General features: G+C 69.3%; 18 protein-coding genes and 1 riboswitch. Of the genes, 7 read left to right on the top strand and 11 right to left on the bottom strand.

Annotation, left to right across the window (positions count from 1 at the left end; translation table 11 throughout):
• Positions 1-16 precede the first annotated feature (16 nt).
• From AC1RRF_RS08060 to AC1RRF_RS08035, 6 genes are all read right to left on the bottom strand, one after another.
• A complete protein-coding gene (locus tag AC1RRF_RS08060) occupies positions 17-2,491 on the bottom strand; it encodes a TonB-dependent receptor plug domain-containing protein (protein WP_492833907.1) in 2,475 nt (824 codons plus the stop codon).
• Positions 2,492-2,784: 293 nt separating this feature from the next.
• A riboswitch (SAM riboswitch) is annotated at positions 2,785-2,895 on the bottom strand.
• A 109-nt stretch (positions 2,896-3,004) separates the two neighbouring features.
• Entirely contained in the window at positions 3,005-3,589 is a 585-nt protein-coding gene (gene rplI, locus AC1RRF_RS08055) for a 50S ribosomal protein L9 (protein ID WP_492833906.1), read from the bottom strand.
• A 1-nt stretch (position 3,590) separates the two neighbouring features.
• Positions 3,591-3,866 (bottom strand): 30S ribosomal protein S18, encoded by a 276-nt coding sequence (gene rpsR, locus AC1RRF_RS08050; protein ID WP_492312841.1) that lies wholly within the window; start codon positions 3,864-3,866, stop codon positions 3,591-3,593.
• 12 nt (positions 3,867-3,878) lie between these two features.
• Complete coding sequence (gene rpsF / locus AC1RRF_RS08045; protein ID WP_492833905.1) at positions 3,879-4,271, bottom strand: 30S ribosomal protein S6; 393 nt, start codon at positions 4,269-4,271, stop codon at positions 3,879-3,881.
• Positions 4,272-4,450: 179 nt separating this feature from the next.
• Complete coding sequence (locus AC1RRF_RS08040; protein ID WP_492834154.1) at positions 4,451-5,431, bottom strand: sensor domain-containing diguanylate cyclase; 981 nt, start codon at positions 5,429-5,431, stop codon at positions 4,451-4,453.
• Between the two features lie 82 nt (positions 5,432-5,513).
• Positions 5,514-6,902 (bottom strand): serine hydrolase, encoded by a 1,389-nt coding sequence (locus tag AC1RRF_RS08035; protein WP_492833904.1) that lies wholly within the window; start codon positions 6,900-6,902, stop codon positions 5,514-5,516.
• Between the two features lie 317 nt (positions 6,903-7,219).
• Here AC1RRF_RS08035 and AC1RRF_RS08030 point away from each other — a divergent pair, with 317 nt between their 5' ends.
• Positions 7,220-7,711 (top strand): phasin family protein, encoded by a 492-nt coding sequence (locus AC1RRF_RS08030; RefSeq protein ID WP_492833903.1) that lies wholly within the window; start codon positions 7,220-7,222, stop codon positions 7,709-7,711.
• 69 nt (positions 7,712-7,780) lie between these two features.
• Here AC1RRF_RS08030 and AC1RRF_RS08025 read toward each other — a convergent pair whose 3' ends face one another.
• On the bottom strand, positions 7,781-8,950 hold the full coding sequence (locus tag AC1RRF_RS08025) for a helix-turn-helix transcriptional regulator (RefSeq protein ID WP_492833902.1): 1,170 nt from the start codon (positions 8,948-8,950) through the stop codon (positions 7,781-7,783).
• 93 nt (positions 8,951-9,043) lie between these two features.
• On the opposite strand from AC1RRF_RS08025, the gene AC1RRF_RS08020 reads away from it, so the two are divergent.
• On the top strand, positions 9,044-10,468 hold the full coding sequence (locus AC1RRF_RS08020; protein WP_492833901.1) for a S41 family peptidase: 1,425 nt from the start codon (positions 9,044-9,046) through the stop codon (positions 10,466-10,468).
• A 15-nt stretch (positions 10,469-10,483) separates the two neighbouring features.
• Here AC1RRF_RS08020 and AC1RRF_RS08015 read toward each other — a convergent pair whose 3' ends face one another.
• A complete protein-coding gene (locus tag AC1RRF_RS08015; protein ID WP_492833900.1) occupies positions 10,484-10,978 on the bottom strand; it encodes a nuclear transport factor 2 family protein in 495 nt (164 codons plus the stop codon).
• Between the two features lie 105 nt (positions 10,979-11,083).
• On the bottom strand, positions 11,084-11,773 hold the full coding sequence (locus AC1RRF_RS08010) for an alpha/beta hydrolase (RefSeq protein ID WP_492833899.1): 690 nt from the start codon (positions 11,771-11,773) through the stop codon (positions 11,084-11,086).
• A gap of 238 nt (positions 11,774-12,011) precedes the next feature.
• On the opposite strand from AC1RRF_RS08010, the gene clpS reads away from it, so the two are divergent.
• The 4 genes from clpS to AC1RRF_RS07990 all read left to right on the top strand — a co-directional run bounded on the left by clpS (position 12,012) and on the right by AC1RRF_RS07990 (position 16,225).
• On the top strand, positions 12,012-12,344 hold the full coding sequence (gene clpS / locus AC1RRF_RS08005) for an ATP-dependent Clp protease adapter ClpS (protein ID WP_291840144.1): 333 nt from the start codon (positions 12,012-12,014) through the stop codon (positions 12,342-12,344).
• Positions 12,345-12,355: 11 nt separating this feature from the next.
• Positions 12,356-14,668, top strand: coding sequence for an ATP-dependent Clp protease ATP-binding subunit ClpA (gene clpA / locus AC1RRF_RS08000; RefSeq protein ID WP_492833898.1), 2,313 nt, complete (start codon positions 12,356-12,358; stop codon positions 14,666-14,668).
• Positions 14,669-14,796: 128 nt separating this feature from the next.
• Complete coding sequence (locus AC1RRF_RS07995) at positions 14,797-15,642, top strand: hypothetical protein (RefSeq protein WP_492833897.1); 846 nt, start codon at positions 14,797-14,799, stop codon at positions 15,640-15,642.
• A gap of 1 nt (position 15,643) precedes the next feature.
• Complete coding sequence (locus tag AC1RRF_RS07990) at positions 15,644-16,225, top strand: DUF4287 domain-containing protein (RefSeq protein ID WP_492833896.1); 582 nt, start codon at positions 15,644-15,646, stop codon at positions 16,223-16,225.
• On the opposite strand, the gene AC1RRF_RS07985 is transcribed toward AC1RRF_RS07990, so the two are convergent.
• On the bottom strand, positions 16,222-16,530 hold the full coding sequence (locus AC1RRF_RS07985; protein WP_492833895.1) for a CsbD family protein: 309 nt from the start codon (positions 16,528-16,530) through the stop codon (positions 16,222-16,224). The two genes, AC1RRF_RS07990 and AC1RRF_RS07985, sit on opposite strands and share 4 nt — an antisense overlap.
• Before the next feature lie 191 nt (positions 16,531-16,721).
• On the opposite strand from AC1RRF_RS07985, the gene AC1RRF_RS07980 reads away from it, so the two are divergent.
• Complete coding sequence (locus AC1RRF_RS07980; RefSeq protein WP_492833894.1) at positions 16,722-17,300, top strand: DUF2239 family protein; 579 nt, start codon at positions 16,722-16,724, stop codon at positions 17,298-17,300.
• Between the two features lie 3 nt (positions 17,301-17,303).
• Here the strand turns inward: AC1RRF_RS07980 and AC1RRF_RS07975 are convergent, their stop codons facing one another.
• Positions 17,304-18,518 (bottom strand): erythromycin esterase family protein, encoded by a 1,215-nt coding sequence (locus AC1RRF_RS07975; RefSeq protein ID WP_492833893.1) that lies wholly within the window; start codon positions 18,516-18,518, stop codon positions 17,304-17,306.
• Positions 18,519-18,541: the final 23 nt, after the last annotated feature.

Below are 18,541 nucleotides of genomic sequence, written 5' to 3'. Positions count from 1 at the left end.
GCCCGCGCCGCCGCCGTCACCAGCTCAGGGCGACCCGCGCATAGACGAAGCGGCCGTTGAAGCCGAACGGGGAGAAGTTGGAGAAGGGGAAAGCCCCCGAGGTGTTGTTCGCCGGCTGGATCTGGGCCGCGTACTCATCGAAGGCGTTGTCGGCGCCGACGGCCAGGGTGACCCGATCGGTCAGGCTGTAGCGGGCCTCCAGATCGACGACGACGGACTCGCCCAGCTGCAGGTCGGTCGCCGCCGTCGCGCCGGGGGCCAGCACATCGCCGAAGCCGGTGACGCGGATCGTTCCGCCGAACTTGTCCTTGCTCCAGTCGGTCTGGGCCACGACCTTCCACGGCGGCGTGCCTTCCTCGAACCGCAGGGTGGCCTGACGGGCGAACAGGGACACCGGCGTCGGCAGGATGCCCGAGGCCGTGGTCGGGGTCTTGGTCACCTTGAAGTCGTTGACGTTGGCCGCCAGCGTGAAGTCCAGGCGGCCGTAGCCCTCGTCGATCCGGTAGCGCGCCACCACGTCCAGGCCGGTCGTCTCTGTGTTCACCCCGTTGATGAAGAAGCGGGCGGCGGAGGCGCCGTAGGGTTGAAGCAGGTCGAAGATGGCCCGGGCGTTGGTGCCGACCGCCGCCGTGGCGCTGCCGGTCAGGGTCTCCGACAGGACGATGCGGTCATCGACGTCGATGCGGTAGGCGTCGGCCGTCAGTTCGAACGCGCCCTTGCGATAGACGACGCCCAGCGAATAGTTGGTCGAGGTCTCGGCCTCCAGCGGCGTGCCGCCCAGCGCCAGCCCCACCGGGCTGACCGACGGGAAGGTGCCGGTCTCGTACGGGACGTTGGAGATGTAGAGGATGGCGGTCTGGGTGAAGTACTGCTGCTGCAGGCTGGGCGCCCGGAAGCCGGTCGAGACCGCGCCGCGGATCGCGAAGCTCGGCGTGAAGTCGTAGCGCGCGGCCAGCTTGCCCGAGATGTTGTCGCCGAAGTCGGAATAATCCTCGTACCGGGCGGCGGCCGAGACGGTGAAGTTCTCGAACAGCTCGCCTTCCAGGTCGACATAGACGCCGACATTGTGCCGGTCCTCGTCGACTTCGTTGGCGGGGGTGAAGCCGGTGAAGCCGCGCGAGCCCCAGCTCAGGTCCGTGCCGCCGATGTTGAGGAAGGTCCCGCGCTGGTAGGAGCCCGGCTCGCCCGCGCCGATCTGATAGCTTTCCTGACGCGCCTCCAGGCCGAAGGCGACGTTCAGCGGGCCATACAGTCCGACCTCGTACTGACGCACGGCGTCGATGCCGAGCACCAGCTGGTCGTAGGTCAGGGAGCCCGCGTCGAAGCGGGTGGGGGAGGTCGGCCCCAGGGACGGGTTCAGGGTGTTCTCGACGCCGAACTCGATCTCGTTGCGGCCGTAGCCGACGTTGATGTCCACATCGAAGCCGCTCGCCTGACCGCGCACGCCGGCGGCGGCGGTCCAGTCGGTGCTGTCGGTCAGGATGTAGGGCAGGTAGCCGTCCGGATAGATCCGGCCCGGGCCCGGATAGACGGGGTTCTGGGCGTTGTCGTCGGGCGTGCGGTAGAAGGCGGCGGCCGAGGCGTCGCGCGTCTGGTAGCCCGCCCAGCCGTAGGCCTCCCAGCCCGCCGCCAGCGGCTTGCCGGCGTTCAGATAGATGGCCAGGTCCTCGGACTGGGGGTCGCCCTGGCCGCCGCGAACGCGGGCCGGGGCGTAGCGCGGATCGATGTCGCTGCGGTTGGTGCGTTCGCGGTCGCGATACTCGATCGAGGCGGTGATGAAGCCGTCGGAGCCCAGGCCGAAGCCCTGCCAGCCCGAAACGGTCAGGCTTTCACCGTCCGAGATGTTGTCGTTCCGGCCGTAGTAGCCGCTGAAGTCGGTCAGATAGCTGCCGTAGGTGACGGTCGCGCCGCCGCCGCTGGAGGCCTCGCGCAGGCGCAGGTTCAGGACGCCGGCGATGGCGTCCGATCCGTACTGGGCCGCGGCGCCGTCACGCAGCACCTCGATCCGTTCGATGGCTGAACTGGGGATGGCGTTCAGGTCGACGGCGGCCGAACCGCGGCCGACCGAGCCGTTGGTGTTGACCAGGGCGGTCGCGTGCCGCCGCACGCCGTTGACCAGCACCAGGGTCTGGTCCGGCCCCTGGCCCCGCAGGGTGGCCGGTCGGATGGAGTCGGTGCCGTCCGTGGCGGACGGACGGGGGAAGTTCAGCGCCGGGACGCTGGCGGCCAGCTGCGTCGCCAGCTCGGTCGAGCCGCGCTGCTGCAGGGTCTCGGCGGTGACGACATCCACCGGCGCGACGGTGTCCAGGCGCGAGCGTCCGACCACCCGGGTGCCGGTCACGACGACGTCGTCGATCTGGGTGGCTTCGGTTTCCGGCGCGGTCTGGGAGGAACTTTGGGGGGCGGTCTGGGCCTGGGCGGCGCCCGCCAGCAGGGCGGTGGCCGAGGCGGCGGCGAACAAGGTCAGGCGGAAGCGGGTGGTGGCGGTCATGGGAGGCTCTCTTCTCGATGGGGCGCAGGTCTCCGGTCAGCGTCGCGCGCAGCGATCGCCGGGGGGCCGGGCTTGCGTTCTGGGTGTTCAGGTCCGGTGTGAAACCGGGTGGTCAGCCGATTACAGCGAACGGCGACATCGCATCGGACCCGCGCGGCGCATGAGGTCGCGCGGCGCAAAATGGCCGGGGGCGTGGACGGTCGGGAACTGAGCCTGGATGGCGCGCATGATCGTCTCCTGCTCTTTCGGGAACGCCTGCGGTGACAGATGGAGGGAGTCCGGCTGTGGCCGGGCTCTCATCTGCCGTGACCCGGAGAGGGGTCCCGAAGGAGTTGGCACCTTACGGAGGTCCGCAGGTTGCCCCGACGTCAAAGGGCCTATCCCTCAGCCGGTCTCGATGAGCAGATGCGATATTGCGATGCGTCATAAACCCGTCAAGGACGGGGCCGAAAAAAGTTCGGCGGCGCAGGATTGCTCCTGCGCCGCCGTGTCTTTTCAGTATCAGGACTGAACTCAGGCTTCGGAGCCGAGACCATCCTGTTGGCCGGCGCCGCCGGCGACCATGTCCGCGGCCTGTTCGGCGGCGGCTTCACGGTCTTCGTCGTAGGCCGACTTGATCACGTCCTCGCCCTTGGCTTGACGCTCGGCTTCGTCGGCCGAACGGGCGATGTTGATCTTGACGGTGGCCGAGACCTCGGCGTGCAGGCGAACCAGCACTTCGTGGACGCCCAGCGTCTTGATCGGAACGTTCAGCACGACTTGCGAACGCTCGACCTTGCCGCCTTCGGCCTGAACGGCCTCGGAGACGTCGCGACCGGCGACCGATCCGTACAGCTGACCGGTTTCACCGGCTTGACGGATCATGACGTAGGTCTGGCCGTCGATCTTGTCGGCGACCTTCTGAGCGTCGGCCTTGTTCTTCTCGTTGCGCTGCTCGATGGCGGCGCGGTCGAGTTCGAACGCCTTCAGGTTCGCGGCGGTGGCCCGACGGGCCTTGTCGCGCGGCAGAAGGAAGTTGCGGGCGAAGCCGTCCTTGACAGTGACGACGTCGCCGATGGCGCCGAGGTTATCGACGCGTTCCAGCAGAACGACCTTCATCTTACTTCACCACGTAGGGCAGGAGGGCCAGATAGCGGGCGCGCTTGATGGCCTTGGCCAGTTCGCGTTGCTTCTTCTGGGAGACGGCGGTGATGCGCGAAGGAACGATCTTGCCGCGCTCGCTAATGTAGCGTTGCAGCAGCTTCACGTCCTTGTAGTCGATCTTCGGCGCGTTCGGGCCGGAGAACGGGCACACCTTGCGGCGGCGGAAGAACGGGCGACGGGCCGGGCCGGAGCCGGCCGGCGCGCCCGGGGAGGGGGCGGTGGTGTCGGTCATGTTCCGAACTCCTTAGAAGGTCGCTTCGGCGGCGGGGGCGTCGTCACGGGGACCACGCTCACGTTCGCGTTCACGCTCACGTTCACGACGGGCCAGCAGCGGCGACAGTTCCAGGTCGAGTTCCTCGACGCGGACGGTCAGCCAGCGCAGCACGTCTTCGTTGATCGACAGCTGGCGCTCGACTTCGGCCATGGCGGCCGGAGGGGCGTCGACGGCGAGCAGCGAATAGTGAGCCTTGCGGTTCTTCTTCACGCGATAGGTCAGGTTGCGCAGACCCCAGTACTCGATCTTGGCGACGGAGCCGCCGGCTTCCTCGATCAGAGCCTTGATGGTGTCGTTCAGCGCTTCGGCCTGCTGCGCCGAGATATCCTGGCGCGTCATGACCGTGTGCTCGTAAAGAGCCATGCGGTTAGTCTCCCTTGTGGACATCGGCGTGGGCGGACCGGGTAAGTCCGTTCCACGATGGTTCCCGAGGCGGCGGCCGGGATGACTTCCCGAACCCTTTGGAATTCCGCACCGGGACCGAGGTCCTGGAAAGGCGGGGCGTATAGGGGAAAAGCGGCGATGCGGCAAGGCGCAAGGGGTCACGCCGCCCGGCGGTCGCCCTTGGGGGCCAGCAGCACCACGGTCTCGACCCGGTTCCGGCCGTTGGCCTTGGCCCGATACAGCGCGCCGTCGGCGCCGATCAACAGGCCCTCGGGCATGGAGATGGTCTGCCCCACCGCCGCCTCGGCCGTGGCCGCCCCGACGCTGGCGGTCAGGACGCCGAAGGCGCTGTCCGCATGCGGGACGGCCAATGTCTCGATGGCCTCGCGCAGGGTGTGGGCCACGCGGGACGCGCCCGCGGCCGGGGTGCGGGGCAGGATGACCGCCATCTCCTCGCCGCCGTAGCGCACGGCCAGGTCGCCCGGGCGGCGGATCACGCCCTGCATGGCGGCCGCGACCCGGCGCAGGGCGTCGTCGCCCGCGGCGTGGCCATAGCGGTCGTTGAAGGCCTTGAAGCAGTCGACGTCCAGCAGGATCAGCGACATCTCGGAGCCGTCGCGGACAGCGCGCGCCCATTCGCGCTCGACCGCGCTGTCGAAGGCCCGGCGGTTGGCCAAGCCGGTGAGGGGATCGGTCACCGCCTCCTGCTCCAGCCGCAAGCGAAGGGCGTGACGTTCGGTGACGTCGCGCATGACCAGGATGAACTCGCGGGGGCGGCCGTCGTCGTCGCGGACGGTGCGGGTGGTGGTCTCGACCCAGACCATGTCGCCGTCGGGCCGCAGCACGCGGACCGTGATCGGCTCGGGCTCCTCGCCGCGCTCCACCCGGGCGACGGCGTCGGCGATGACGGCGCGGTCCTCCGCCAGCACGAAGGTGGAGGGCAACCGGCCGATCAGGTCTTTCGGGGCCCAGCCCAGCACAGGGGCGCAGGACGGAGAGCAGTAGCGGATGCGCAGGTCGGGCCCGAGGCGGCACAGGACGTCGCGGCTATTCTCGACGAGGCTGCGCAGGTCGTTGTGGGTCGCGTCAGACCGGCGGAACAGCCGGGACAGTCCATGGGGAACCCAGGACGGAAACATCACGCCTCCAACTCCCCCTGGGGAGCAGGATCACGCCGGCGGCTTAATCCGCGCCTTACACGGATGGTAAACGCCGGAGCCCTTAGTCCGGGCGCACGACCATGCAGGTGACCCGGCGCTCGGCCAAGGCGGAGCAGGCGGCCTGGGCGCCCGCCTCGGTCATGCCGGTGAAGCGCGACCGGTACCAGCCCGAGGCGTTCTGCACCGTGCGTTCGGCGCTGGTGAACTGGGCGCGGAAGCGGCGGTTGACCTCGGTCAGCCAGTCGCGGGCCACGGCTTCTTCGCGGAAGGCGCCGACCTGCACGGCCCAGCGCCCGGCGGGCTCGCGGACTGGTTCGCGCGCCGGGCGGGCCGGGGCGCGGGGCGGGGTGCGCGCGGGCGGCGAGGCCACCGGCACGCCGCCGTTCAGGATGGTGGTCACATCGGCCGGCCGGGCCTCGGCGCGTTGCATCGGGGCGGGCGCGCGTTCCGCAGCGCGCTCGGACGGGGCGGGGGTGACGCGGGTCGGCTGCGGCGGCGCGGCGGCCAGGGCGGTGTAGGCGACGCCGCTGTCCTCGCTGTCCTCCGAGGCGCCGGCCGAGGCGTACTGGATCGGACCGGAGGCCTCCGGGCTGATCCCGAAGCCGCGCTGTTCGAAGAATGTCTGGGCCACCTGGATGGTCTGGCCGCCGGCGCGGGCGCGTTCGACCTCGAAGCCGGTGTCCATCAAGGCGGCGACGTGGGCGTTGCGGCTGGCCGTCGAGCGGCCGCCCAGGACCACGGTAATCAGCCGGCGGCCGTCGCGCACCGACGAGGCCGCCAGATTGTAGCCCGAGGCGTTGGTGTAGCCGGTCTTCATGCCGTCATAGCCGTTGCCGGAGTGCAGCAGGCCGTTGGTGTTGCGGTAGTCACGGCCGTTGTAGGCCCAGTCGTGCAGGCCGAAATAGCGGTAGTACTGCGGATAGTCGCGCATGATGGCGCGGGCCAGGATGGCCAGGTCGCGGGCCGAGGTCAGCTGGCGCGCGTCAGGCAGGCCGTTGGCGTTGACGTAGCGCGTCTGGGTCATGCCCAGCTCCTGCGCCTTCAGGGTCATCTGGGCGGTGAAGCGGGCCTCCGAGCCGCCGATGTGCTCGGCGATGGCCACGGCCATGTCGTTGGCGCTGCGCACCGCCGTGGCCTTCATGGCGTCGTCCAGGGTGATGGTCTGGCCGGCGGCGAGGCCCAGCTTGGACGGCGGCTGGCTGGCGGCGTGGGGCGAAACCGTCAGGACGTCGTCCGGCTTGACCCGACCCTCGGCCAGCGCCTCGAACGTCAGATACAGGGTCATCACCTTGGTGATGGAGGCCGGGTAGCGGCGGCTGTCGGCGTGGCGCGCGAACAGCACCTCGCCCGACTGGGCGTCCACGACGATGGCGGCGTAGCGCGCATTGTCGGCGGATTGGGCGACGAGGGGCGTGGCGGCGGGCGTCATCGCGATCGCGACGACCAGCATCAACGAGAGCCATCCCCGGCGGAGCAATGCAGTCAACGGCAAGCGGCAAGCCTCATCACTGTAGCGCGACGACGGCCCCCCGGCGTGACGCTGACATGGAGGCTAACATGGGCGCGGGGGGTTTCATGAGGGTAAACAGGCCGTCAACAACTTTGTGAACCGTAGCAGGAACGCCGGTTCATGAAAGTTTTGTGCAGTGCACAATCTCTCTTGACCCTTCTTCGCACTTGCACCATATGAGCCTCGTCGCGACGGCTCCCCCGACGCGAGAAAAATAATCAGCGGCCCCCGCCGCCCAAGGTTCAGGAGAGACTTCCATGGCCGACAGCGCCGAAACCGTGAAGAAGACCGTCGAAACCGCCACCGCCAACGTCAAGGCTTCGGCCGAGAAGGCTACGGCTCAAGCCGAGAAGATCCAGGCTGCCGGCGCCAAGGCCTTCCGTGAAGCCGCCGACAAGTCGGCCGCGGGCCTCGCCGAGCTGAACGCCGAAGGCAAGAAGAACCTCGAAGCCATCGTCGCCTCGGCCACGGCCGCCCAAAAGGGCGCCGAGACCCTGTCGGCCGCTTCGCTGGCCTACGGCAAGAAGTCCTGGGAAGACGGCGTCGCCGCCGCCCAGTCGCTGACCGCCGCCCGTTCGATCCAGGAACTGCTCGAGCTGCAGACCGCCTGGGCCAAGACGGCGACCGAAGCCTATCTGGCTGAAGTCACCAAGGCGACGGACGTTCTGACCGCCTCGGTCAAGGACAGTTTCAAGCCGATCAACGAGCGCGTCACCGCCTCGGTCGAAAAGTTCCAGGCCGCCCGCTAAGGCGAACCTGTCTTTTAGTAAGCGTACGGAGGGCCCCGGCGGAAACGCCGGGGCCTTTTTCGTTGCGGATCAGTCGCCGCCGGCCCGTGGTCCGTGGCTCTGCCGATAGGCTGAGGGCGCAACGCCCTGAAGCTTCTGGAACGCGGCGTTGAAGGTCGAGCGGGACTGGAAGCCGACCTCGTCGCTGATCTCCAGGATGGACAGGTCCGTCGTCTCCAGAAGGCCGCAGGCTTCCCGGATCCGCCAGCCGTTGACGAAGTCAAAGAAGGTCTGACCGAGGAAGACGTTGAGCGTCTGGGAGATGTGGTTCGACGGCGTTCGGATCGCCGTCTGAAGGTCGACCAGGGTCAGCCCGGCGTTCCGATACAGACGCCCGTCGCGCATCGCCTTGTCCAGTTTCGATGCGATGCGTTTCATGCCCTCGGGGCCGAGAGCTGACCGGGCATAGCGGCGCCTGTCGGCGACCGCGCGGATCGCGGGCTCCGTCTTTGCTCCGGACGGCGCCGACATCCACCGCTGGCGCAGGGCCATGAAGGTCAGCGGATAGACCCAGGCCGCCTCGATCAGATCCGCGGCCAGCGCATTCAACAAGGCATGGCCGAGCAGGATGTCGCAAAGCGTGTCGGCCAGGTCGATCAGCCAGGCGGCGGCCAGCATCAGCAGAATCCAGCGCAGCCACGACAGCGTTTGGTCCTCGATGTTCGAGAACAGGGCCTTCAGCCCGGCCAGATGGGTCCGCAGCAGCCGCAGCACCGCCAGAAGGTAGAAGGCGCCGCTGGCCGAGAAGATCAGCAGGGCCGCCATGACGCCGATCGTCGCCGCCTGGGCAAGGGGATCCTGTCCGGACAGGGCGCGATCGTGGGGGAGGCTAGTCAGCGCCAGGAACGGCGTCAGGCAGAGCCCGGCCAGCCCCGCCGGCGCCAGGCGCTTGAGCCATAGCCGGCGATCCGGCGCGGGCGGCGTCGCGGTCATGGCGCGCGCATAGGCCAGCAGCGCCGGGCCGAACCCGAACAGGCAGATCACCCGCGCGGCCGACCAGACCGGCGGGGCGCCCAGCGCCTGGGCGACGACGGTCAGGTCGGCGAAGACGTTGAGGCCCAGGAACAGGACAATGCCGGCCTGCCGCCGGGCGTCGCCGTCCCGTCCCGCCGCCAGCAAGGCGGCCACGAAGACCTGATGCCCGACCAGCAGGCACAGGATGATGAGGTGAAGCGTGGGGCCGCTGGGCAGGGCCATCATCGCGGATGGATGTCCGAGCCTGTTGGATCGGACGACAGCTGGGCCCGAAGGCGGCAGGGGCGGGATGGACATCCGCCGTCATGGAACGCCGCCGTGCTGAAGCCTGCCGTCATGCTCACCTTCCTTCTCAGCGCGACGATCGCGCATCCGGCGTCCGCAGACCCCGCGCCGCTTCAGCGGTCGGTGATCGAAGGCCGGCCCAATCCCGCCACCATCGGTGTTTGGAGAAGTCGTGGCTACGGCTATGTCGCCGACGTCGCGCCCGGCGGGATCACGATCTACGACGAGGCGGGCGGTCTGTGCTGGGCGGATCCCGACGCCAGCGCCCGGTTCCCGTCGGCCATGCCGCATGTCCGCGTGGAGGTCGATCGGATCGCCTATGCGCCGGCGGCGGAAGAGACCGCGATCGTCCTGGATCGGCTGTCCGAACTGCCGGCCGCCTGCCGGACCCCGTTCCCGACCACATCCGCGGCCGTGTTCGATGCCTTCTGGGCGACGATGCGGGACCACTACGCCTTCTTCGACCTGCATGGCGTCGACTGGGCGGCGCGCGGCGAGGCGGGGCGCGCGGCGGCGAGGGCGGCGGACGGCGATCGCGCCCTGTTCGAGGTGCTGGCCGGGGCGTTGGAAGGCTTGGACGACCCGCACCTGACGCTGAACGCCCGCGTGGATGGCGAGCCGGTCCGCCGGGTCTTCAACCGCCCGCAAACCTTCACCTATCTGCGTCAGGCGCTCGACGCCCAGCCCACGGCGCGCCTGCGGGCGCAGACGCCGGGGGCCTTCTACAAGGCCTGGGTCGAGGCGGACAGCCAGGACGTCTGGCGCGCGCTGGGCGCCGGGCGCCGTCAGGCGTTCGAGGGGCGCATGATGTGGGGCATGCTGGACGGCGGCGTGGGCTACATCGGGCTGACGGCGATGAGCGGCTTCGGCGCGTCCGGGGGGCTGGACGACGACCTGGCCGCGCTCGGCGCCGAACTGGATCGGGCCATCGCCGCGATGCAGGGCGCGCGGGGCATGATCGTCGATGTGACCCAGAACCTCGGCGGAACCGACGCCGCGGCGCGGCTGGTCGCCAGCCGGTTCGCGGACCAGAGACGGATCGTCTACGCCAAGTCGGTCCACAACGCGCCGGAACTCGGCCTCGAACAGGTCCATGTCGCGCCGGCGGGGCCACGACAATATCTCAAGCCGACCGCCGTCCTGACCAGCGACGTGACCCTCAGCGCCGCCGAGGTGCTGGTGCTCTCGATGCGGGCGTTTCCCCAGGTCGTGCAGATGGGACAGAGGACGCGCGGCGGCTTTTCGGACGTCCTGGACAAGACCCTGCCCAACGGCTGGCGTCTGGGCCTGTCGAACGAGGTCTATGTCACGCCGGAAGGGCGGCCCGTCGAAGGCGTGGGGTTGGAGCCGACGGTGAGGCTGGAGGTGTTTCCCGCTGATCGTGTCGAGCGGAGCCGGCTGGCGGCGGTCCGGCGAGCGGCGGCCTGGCTCATCGACCAGGGCGGCGCCCGGCCCTGATCGGCGGGGGCGCCTTCATTCGGAAGCGGCGGCGTGGTCGAGACTGAGGGCGCGGGACATGCGCCATTGGCCGTCCGCCTCCAGCTTCCACAGGATCGCGAAGCGGGCGCGGCCGACGAGGCGCTGGGGGCCTTCGCCCTGCCGTTCGTAGAACAGGTGATCACCCTCCGCGACGGCGCCATAGCCGGGGATGGCCTGGACCTTGAAGCTGTCGGGGACCAGCACCCGGCGCGATCGCCAGGCGTCCGGCGCGCGTTTCGCCTCACAGCTCTTGCGGTAGTCCTCCACGAACGCAGCCCGCCCGATCATCGCTCCGCCCTTGTCGTGGTAGAATTCGACATCGCCGGTCACGAGGTCCGACAGGGCCGCGGGGTCGCATTCGTCGAACATGACGTGGAACAGGGCCTGGTCGCGCGCGGCGAGGGCCTGGGTCAGCGCGGGCTGGTCCGGGACTGCAGGGGCGGCGGCCTGGGTCAGGGCGAGGGCGGCGAACAGGGCGGGCAGCAGCATCGGCGATCTCCGCCGTCCCAACTGACGGCGCGCCAAAGCTGCGCCGCGCGCGCGCCGGTGTCCCGTGAAACTTCAGTCATGCGGGACGGGCGGAGGGGGGCCGCTTCAGACCCCGGAAGCCGCCTCAAGGATCAGGTCCGAGACCTCTTTCGGGTGGGAGGCCAGCGAGGCGTGACCGGCGTCCAGGGTGATGATCTTGCGGGCGTTCAGGCGCGACGACATCCATTCCTGATTGGCCGGGGCGATCATCCGGTCCTGGCTGGAGATCTGGTACCAGGACGGCTTGGCGCGCCAGGCGGGGGCCGTGATCGCGTCGCCGAAGGCGCTGGCCAGGGGCGCCTTCTGGGTGACGGCCATCACCAGCGCCTCGTCGGCCGGCAGGTCCTGACAGAAGCTCTCATGGAACTTGTCCGGCTTGATCCACAGATAGCCGTCGCTGTCCGGCGCCAGGTTGGCCGCCGCGGCCGGCGGCTTCTGCTGGGTGATTCCGCCGGGGCTCTCGCCCGCGTCGGGCGCGAAGGCGGCGATGTAGACCAGCCCGGCCACATTCGGCTGATTCCCGGCCTGGGTGATCACGGCGCCGCCGTAGGAATGGCCGACCAGAAGCACCGGCCCGTCCTGCTGCGCCACCATCTTGCGGACGCGTTCGGCGTCATCGGCCAGGGAGGTCAGGGGCAGTTCCACCGCCTGAAGCGACGTCTGCCCCCGCCGGGACAGTTCCAGGATGACCTTGCTCCAGTGGGCGGCTCCGCCCCAGAAGCCGTGGACGAGAACGATAGAGGGGGAGCCGGTCATGCGAGGTGTCCTTTCGGGAACGGAAGCATTGCTCGCTCACCGAAATGATCTGGCCCTCGAAACGTTGCAGTGGGCCCGGCCGCGTCGCGAACGACCTGTCGGGCGGCCGTCAGGCCGGGGGCGGCGCTCTGGTCAGCAAGTCGTGTAGTCGAAGGCGCGCAAGACCTACTGGACGCATCTACAAAAGCGGCGGACAGTCCCTATCTGTCCATCCGACTCCCCCAAAATCGGACAACGAATGCCGCCGTCACGCAAGATCGGCGATCAGGGCGAGGGCTCCGGCTCCGCGACGATCACCGAAACAAGGCCGAAACTTCAGAAGCCCTCGCTGTATCGGGTGCTGATCCTGAATGACGACTACACGCCGATGGAGTTCGTTATCTACGTGCTGGAGCGGTTCTTCCAGAAGAGCCGCGAGGACGCGACCCGCATCATGCTGCATGTGCACCAGCATGGCGTCGGGGTCTGCGGTGTCTTCACCTATGAGGTGGCCGAAACCAAGGTCGCCCAGGTGATCGAGACCGCCCGCCGCCACCAGCACCCGCTTCAATGCACGATGGAAAAGGACTGAGAGGAACCTCCATGCCTTCGTTTTCCCGTCCTCTCGAAGAGACCCTGCACCGCGCGGTGCACTACGCCAACGAGCGCCGGCACGAGTACGCCACGCTCGAGCATCTCCTGCTGGCCCTCGTGGATGATCCCGACGCCGCCAATGTGATGACGGCCTGCAACGTCGACCTGACGGCGCTGAAGACCGCCCTGACCCTGTACGTCGACACCGACCTGGCCGCCCTGGCGACCTCGGACGGCGACGACGCCAAGCCGACCGCCGGCTTCCAGCGCGTGATCCAGCGCGCGGTGATCCATGTCCAGTCCTCGGGCCGCGAGGAAGTCACCGGCGCGAACGTGCTGGTGGCCATCTTCAGCGAGCGCGAGAGCCATGCCGCCTACTTCCTGCAGGAGCAGGACATGACGCGGTACGACGCGGTCAACTTCATCGCCCACGGCATCGCCAAGAAGTCGGGGGCGGGCGAGACCCGTCCGGCCAAGACCGGCGGCGCCAGCCCCGAGGACGCCGAGGACGCCGCCGCCGCCAAGACCGGCGGAGAGGCGCTCGAGGCCTATTGCGTCGACCTCAACGAGAAGGCCCGCAAGGGCAAGATCGACCCGCTTATCGGCCGCCATGCCGAGGTTGATCGGGCGATCCAGATCCTGTGCCGCCGGACCAAGAACAACCCGCTGCTGGTCGGCGACCCCGGCGTCGGCAAGACCGCCATCGCCGAAGGCCTGGCCCGCAAGATCGTCAACCACGAGGTCCCCGACGTTCTGGAGGGCGCCACCATCTACTCGCTCGACATGGGCGCGCTGCTGGCCGGCACCCGCTACCGCGGCGACTTCGAGGAACGCCTCAAGCAGGTGGTCAAGGAGCTGGAGACACACGACAACGCCGTGCTCTTCATCGACGAGATTCACACCGTCATCGGCGCCGGCGCGACCAGCGGCGGGGCGATGGACGCGTCCAACCTGCTGAAGCCGGCGCTCGCCTCGGGCAGCCTGCGCTGCATGGGCTCGACCACCTACAAGGAGTACCGCCAGCACTTTGAAAAGGACCGGGCGCTGGCCCGCCGCTTCCAGAAGATCGACGTCAACGAGCCGACCATCGATGACACGATCAAGATTCTGAAGGGGTTGAAGACCAGCTACGAAGGTCACCACAAGCTGCGCTACACCGACGCCGCCATCCGTTCGGCGGTCGAGCTGTCGGCCCGCTACATGACCGACCGCAAGCTGCCCGACAAAGCCATCGACGTGATCGACGAGGCGGGGGCGTCGCAGATGCTGCTGCCCGAGTCGAAGCGGAAGAAGGTCATCGGCCAGAAGGAGGTCGAGGCCGTCATCGCCAAGATGGCCCGCATCCCGGCCAAGTCGGTGTCCAAGTCCGACACCGAGAGCCTGCGCGAGCTTCAGACCGATCTGAACCGCGTGGTCTTCGGTCAGGAAGCGGCGATCGAACAGGTCTCGGCGGCCATGAAGCTGGCCCGCGCGGGTCTGCGCGATCCGCAGAAGCCCATCGGCGCCTTCCTGTTCTCCGGCCCGACGGGCGTGGGCAAGACCGAGGTGGCCAAGCAACTGGCGTCCACCCTGGGCATCGAACTCCAGCGCTTCGACATGTCGGAGTATATGGAGCGGCACACGGTCAGCCGCTTGATCGGCGCCCCTCCGGGCTATGTCGGCCATGACCAGGGCGGCCTGCTGACCGACGCCGTCGACCAGCATCCGCACTCGGTGGTGTTGCTCGATGAGATCGAGAAGGCGCACCCGGACGTCTACAACATCCTGCTGCAGGTGATGGACAACGGCATGCTGACCGACGCGGTCGGCAAGAAGGTCGATTTCAGGAACACCATCCTGATCATGACCACCAACGCCGGGGCCGCCGACAACGCCCGCGCCTCCATCGGCTTCGGCCGGGGCAAGGTCGAGGGTGAGGACGACAAGGCCATCCAACGCCTGTTCGCGCCGGAGTTCCGCAACCGTCTGGACGCCATCGTGGCGTTCAAGGCGCTGGATTCCAACACGATCAAGTCGGTGGTGTCCAAGTTCGTCATGCAGCTGGAACACCAGCTGGGCGATCGGAACATCACCATCGAGCTGACCGACGAAGCCGCCGACTGGCTGGCCAAGAACGGCTTCGACGAACTCTACGGCGCCCGGCCGCTGGCCCGGACGATCCAGGAGCACATCAAGAAGCCGCTGGCCGACGACATCCTGTTCGGCCGCCTGACCCGCGGCGGACATGTGAAGGTCGAGCTGAAGGACGGCAAGATCGCCTTCGACGTGACGCCGGCCACCGGCGCCGCGGCCAAGGTGAAGGAAGACGAAGCGGCGGACTGAGGTCTGTCGCGGACGGAATGAGGAGGGCCGTCGGTCGCAGGACCGGCGGCCCTTCGTCTGTCCGGCGGCGGACGGCGTGGATTGCGCAGGCCGCCGCCGGAAGGTTCACTGCGATCAGGGAGAGCGCCATGACGAAGATCCTGCTGCAGACCACCATCCCCTTCACCGAGGACGACTGGCATGCTGGGCGGTTCTCACGGCTGAGCGATCATCTCGCCTCGCTGGAGGGGGCGGAGGTGACGGCCCGGGATCGCGCCACGCCGGGCGGTCAGACGGACCCCGTCATTGGCGGGCTGGCCGACAGCGACTACGATCAGCTGTGGCTGTTCGCGGTCGACACCGGCGACGGGCTGAACGCCGAGGAGTGCGCCGCCATCGCCGCCTTCCGGGCGCGGGGCGGCGGGCTGATGATCACCCGCGACCACATGGACCTGGGGTCATCCGTCTGCACCCTGGGCGGGGTCGGCGACGCCCACTATTTCCACTCCAGCAGCCTGGATCCCGATCCGGCCCGCAACGCCCGCGACGATGTCGAGACGGGCTATATCGACTTCCCCAACTACCACTCGGGCGCCAACGGCGACTGGCAGGCGATCCGCCCGGTCGGCGAGATCCATCCGCTGCTGCGCGACGCCGGCGGCGGGGTGCTGGACCGGCTGCCGGCCCACCCGCACGAGGGCGGCGTCGGCGCGCCGGAGGGCGTGGCCGAGGCGCGGGTGATCGCCACGGGCGCCAGCAAAGTCACCGGCCGTCCGTTCAACATCGCCGTTGCCTTCGAAGGTGGAAACGGCAAGGGCAGGGGCCTGGCCCAGAGCACCTTCCACCACTTCGCCGACTACAATTGGGACCCGCGCGCGGGCTGCCCCAGCTTCGTCAGCGAGGCGCCGGGCGACGCCATGATCCGGGATCCGGAGGCCTTGCGTCAGACCCGGCGGTACATGACAAACCTCGCCGGCTGGCTGTCAGGAGGCTGAGATGGGCGATGCGGTGCTGACCGAGCGTCAGAAGAAGTGGTTCGCCACGGTCGAGGCCAATTTCGAGGCGCAGACCGGCCGTCCGGTCGCCGTCTGGGTCGATATCCTGAAGAAGGGTTGTCCCGAGACCCGGCCCAAGGCCCAGGCGGCCTGGTTGAAGGCGACCTATGGCATCGGCCAGAACCATGCGGCCCACATCCTGAGCGCCGCCCGCCCGGACGACGCCATGGGCTGGGACGACGCCGAGGCGTTGCGCGCCGCCCTGTGGGCCGAGCCACGCTCGCTGGCCATCCTCGAGGCGCTGGAGCGCAAGGTCGCCGGGGTCGAGGGCGTCATCTCCGGCCAGCGCAAGGGTTACACCAGTTTCTCGCGGGCGGTGCAGTTCGCCGCGATCCGGCCGATCAAGGGCGGCAAGGCTCTGCTGGGCCTGAAGCTGGACCCCGCGCTCTCGCCGCGCTTGAGCGAGGCCGTGCGCAAGGAGAGCTGGTCCGAGCGCCTGAGCGCCGTCGTCGAGCTGGACGGCCCCGGCGCGGTCAATGACGAGATCGGCCGCCTGTTCGCACAGGCGGCCGAGAACGGTTAGCGGCGGCGGCCGCCGAGGCTGCCCAGCAGGACCAGGACGCCGGCCACGATGCCGGTGGTCAGCAGAGGCTTGCGGCGGGCGAAGTCCAGACCCTTGCGGGCGTTGTCCTGGTACTCGGCCGGGGCCTTGTCGACGAGGCCGTCCAGGCCGTCGATGACGCGGCCATAGGCGTCCAGCGCCTTGCCCTTCACCTCGTTCAGGGCGCCGTCGACCTGGAGCTTGCTGTCGCCGGTCAGGCGGCCGAGGCCGGACTGGACCTTGCCCTTGATCTCGGTGGCGGCGCCTTCGATGCGTTGGTCGGTCATGGTCTTCATTCTCTGTGATGCGGGAGCCGGGGAGGCGTTCCGGAACAGCGCGGAAGCGGGGGCGGGGTTCCGCCCGGCGCGGGCCTTATTACGCGAGTGCGGCGCCGTGTCCTCGATGATTATATCCGGGCGATATTGATCTTCCAGTTTGATCCGGGTAAATCCTTGAGGCCATCCTGAGAAGAGAAATCATGACCCTGCCCGCCGACACGCCCGTCCTCGCCTTCGCCGGCGACACCCTGATCGCCCGCGGGCCGCTGGGCGAGGCGATGGCGGCGATCCATGCGGCCAGTGGGGCAGGGGAGGCGGTGCTGGTCTTCGAGGCTGCCACGGGCCGGGTCATCGACCTGGACCTGCGCGGCTCGGCCGCCGACGCCCTGGCCCGGCTGGCGCCCGCGCCTGAGCCCGAGAAGCGCGGCCCGGGCCGCCCCAAACTGGGCGTCACTCCGCGCGAGGTCACCCTGCTGCCGCGCCACTGGGACTGGCTGGCGGCCCAGCCCGGCGGCGCCTCGGTGGCCCTGCGCAAACTGGTCGAGGCGGCGCTGAAGGAGGCCGAGGGGCCGGACCGGGCGCGCAAGGCCAAGGACGCGACCTATCGCTTCATGACCGCCCTGGCGGGCGACAAGCCCGGCTACGAGGAGGCCACGCGCATGCTGTTCGCGGGCGACTGGACCGCCTTCGACGCGGCGGTGGCCGGCTGGCCGGCGGATGTGCGCGAGGCGGTGCGGGGGATGGCCGAGGCCGGCTGGCGCAACGGCGAGGGGCGCTAAACCCTACTCGTCCAGGCGATAGGGCGGCCGCTCGGCGCGGAAGACCACCAGGCCGTCGAAGACATGGCCCCATTCCGCGGTCACCGGTCGGTTGTGGTCGAAGGCCGCGCCCGCCACGGGCGGCAGGGCCGACAGGGCCTCCGATCCGACCCAGACCACCTCGGCCGAAGAGCCGGCGAGGGCCGTGGCCTCCAGCGACCCGGGCGCGGCGGCCGGGATCGGGCGGGCCTCCCGGACCGTGTAGCGATACGATCCGCCCGCCGCCGTGACGCCGACGGCGAACAGGTCGGTCCCGAACCGGATGTCCAGCAGGTGGCCCATGTTGGACTGGTCGCCGAACAGCTCATGAGTACTGGCGTCGCGGGCGGCGTGGCTGTTAGCGGTCCAGACCACGACCCTGGCGTCGGCGGGCAGGGCGTCGACCAGGGCCTCGACGTTGCGGGCCATGTCGCGGTCGCGGGCGTGGATGCGCCCGGGGTGGCCGAGGGTGTCGTGGTCCAGCGCGCGGCCGAACGCGGCGATCAGGCTCCGGTACTCCGCCCGGTCCTTCGGATCGTCGAGACGGGCGGTCGCGACCACGGCGTCGATTTCGGACAGGCAGGCGCGCAGAGCCGCGCGGCTGGCGTCGTCATAGGGATCCGCCGCCGTGTAGCGGGACCAGATGCGCTGCTTCAGGCGGACGGCGCAGTCCTCGCGGCGGCCCAGCGGCAGGAAGGCGGCCAACTCCAGCGGCATGGTCTCCAGCGAGTAGAAGGCGCCGCGCGAGCCCAGCTGGTCATCCATGCCCGCCAGCAGCACGCGGCCGTCGCGGGCCTGGGCGAACAGGAAGCCGATCAGGTCCTGGACCTCGCGGTTCTGGTTCCACAGCCCGCCCATGGCCGAGACCAGCATCTGGGGCGTGGCGTCGCCCCGGCGGACGGCGCGGTTCAGGGCGGTGAAGTCATACAGGCTGGCCTCGAACACCACGGCGTCGAAGCCGCATTCGGCAACCAGGTTGCGCACCAGATCGGCCTTGAAGGCGCCGGTCTTGCCGTCGCCATGGGAGCCGTTCTCGCCCAGCAGCACGATCCGCTGGCCGCACAGGTCCCGCGTGGCGGCGGCCAGCGCCGTCGCCGCCTGCGCGGCCTCGGCGGTGCGGATAGGGGCGTAATCGGGCGTCTGCGCGGCGGCGGGCGCGGCACAGAGGAGGAGGGCGGCGATGGCGGCGCGGAGGGTCAAGGAGGCGCTCTCTACGGCTGGGA

The organism is Brevundimonas sp. GW821-FHT12C05, assembly GCF_058807475.1.
Note: the sequence above shows the minus strand (reverse complement) of the source record. Positions and strands in the feature narration are given on the sequence as shown.